This window comes from Marinoscillum luteum, from assembly GCF_044005705.1.
GTDB lineage: Bacteria > Bacteroidota > Bacteroidia > Cytophagales > Cyclobacteriaceae > Marinoscillum > Marinoscillum luteum.
On record NZ_JBIPKE010000001.1, the window covers coordinates 1 to 2,500 of the forward strand.

Below are 2,500 nucleotides of genomic sequence, written 5' to 3' on the forward strand. Positions count from 1 at the left end.
GGCTTCTCATAATTAGGCATAAAAAAACCCTTACCAAGTAAATGAGAAGGGTTAATAAAAGACTGGCAACGACTTACTCTCCCACCTGTTACGGCAGTACCATCAGCGCTGGTGGGCTTAACTTCTCTGTTCGGAATGGAAAGAGGTGGACCCCACCGCAATAATCACCATAAAGTCTTCAGTGTATTACTTTCCCTTTCTAATCATATCAACAGCTTCTCTGTTTGGTATGGAAAGAGGGGGGACGCCTAGTCTGGACCCCACCGCAATAATCACCATAAAATCTTCAGTGATTGTGACCCCAGGCTACACGCCCCGCCACATTAATCACTATAAAATCTTGACCACTTCTTTTAGTGGTTATTCTTTAAACTCTTCGTCTGATTTACATCAAACTTAAGAGTTGACATTATATGTGAAAGATTCATTCTCAATAAAAAAATAAAGCAAGTTTATCGCTCGCACTAGAAAGCTTACGGGTAATTAGTACTGCTCAGCTCTGATATTACTACCTATATACCTGCAGCCTATCAACGTCATCATCTATAACGTCCCTTTAAAGAAACCTCATCTTGTAGTGGGTTTCGCGCTTAGATGCTTTCAGCGCTTATCCCTTCCCAACATAGCTACCCAGCAATGCCCCTGGCGAGACAACTGGTACACCAGCGGTTAGTCCAACTCGGTCCTCTCGTACTAAAGTCAGATCTACTCAAGTTTCTTACGCTCGCAACAGATAGGGACCGAACTGTCTCACGACGTTCTGAACCCAGCTCGCGTGCCACTTTAATGGGCGAACAGCCCAACCCTTGGGACCTTCTCCAGCCCCAGGATGTGACGAGCCGACATCGAGGTGCCAAACCTCCCCGTCGATGTGAGCTCTTGGGGGAGATCAGCCTGTTATCCCCGGAGTACCTTTTATCCTTTGAGCGATGGCCCTTCCATACAGAACCACCGGATCACTATATCCGTCTTTCGACCCTGATCGACTTGTTAGTCTCACAGTCAAGCACCCTTATGCTATTGCACTCCACGCATGATTACCAAACATGCTGAGGGTACCTTTGAAAGCCTCCGTTACATTTTTGGAGGCGACCACCCCAGTCAAACTACCCACCACACACTGTCTCCGTCTCCGGATTAGGCATCAGATAAATAAAGGGCGGTATTTCACCAACGACTCCACAATGCCTAGCGACACTGCTTCAAAGTCTCCCGCCTATCCTACACATCATTTACCCAATACCAATGTGAAGCTATAGTAAAGGTTCACGGGGTCTTTCCGTCCCGTTGCGAGTAAGCGGCATCTTCACCGCTACTACAATTTCACCGAGCTCATGGCCGAGACAGTGCCCAGATCGTTACACCATTCGTGCAGGTCGGAACTTACCCGACAAGGAATTTCGCTACCTTAGGACCGTTATAGTTACGGCCGCCGTTTACTGGGGCTTCAGTTCAATGCTTCGCCGAAGCTAACATCCCCCCTTAACCTTCCAGCACCGGGCAGGTGTCAGGCCTTATACATCATCTTTCAATTTCGCAAAGCCATGTGTTTTTGGTAAACAGTCGCCTGGGCCTTTTCACTGCGCCCTGAGTTTTACGTCAGGGGCCCCTTCTCCCGAAGTTACAGGGCCATTTTGCCTAGTTCCTTAGCCATGATTCACTCGAGCACCTCAGGATTCTCTCCTTGACTACCTGTGTCGGTTTACGGTACAGGCACCTTTATCCTAACCTTAGAAGTTTTTCTTGGAAGTCTGATTAGGCACACTATCCACGCTGCCGTAGCATTGTGGTACTATCAGGTTCAGCAAAGTCAGCGGATTTTCCTACTGTCTCTATACCTACACCCTTCAACGTACTATTCCGTCAGTACGCGGTGCTTTCACTACTCCGTCACTCCATCGAAAATAAAGGTGGTACGGGAATATTAACCCGTTGGCCATCGACTACCCCCTTCGGGTTCGCCTTAGGTCCTGACTGACCCCCGGCTGATTAGCATTGCCGGGGAAACCTTAGTCTATCGGTGTGCGGGTTTCTCACCCGCATTATCGTTACTTATGCCTACATTTGCGCTTCTCTACGCTCCAGCATGCCTCACAGCAAACCTTCGCCGCCTAGAGAATGCTCCCCTACCATGTATAAATACATCCTAAGCTTCGGTACTACACTTGATGCCCGATTATTATCGATGCCCTGTCGCTCGACCAGTGAGCTGTTACGCACTCTTTAAATGAATGGCTGCTTCCAAGCCAACATCCTGGCTGTCTAAGCAACTGGACCTCCTTAGTTCAACTTAGCATAGATTTTGGGACCTTAGCTGTAGGTCTGGGTTCTTTCCCTCTCGGACTTGGACCTTAGCACCCAAGCCCTCACTGTGTGGTATATTTATTAGCATTCGGAGTTCATCTGGATTTGGTAGGATTTGACTCCCCCTAGTCCAATTGGTAGCTCTACCTCTAATAAACTAAACCCACACGCTGCTCCTAAAAGCATTTCGGGGAGT

At 48.2% G+C, this 2,500-nt stretch carries 2 rRNA genes (1 of these 2 cut by a window edge); both read right to left on the bottom strand.

Features of this window, described 5'->3' with window-relative positions:
- Positions 1-60: 60 nt before the first annotated feature.
- A 5S ribosomal RNA gene (gene rrf / locus ACHKAR_RS00005) occupies positions 61-172 on the bottom strand.
- 291 nt (positions 173-463) lie between these two features.
- Positions 464-2,500, bottom strand: a 23S ribosomal RNA gene (locus ACHKAR_RS00010); it runs 836 nt beyond the window's last position.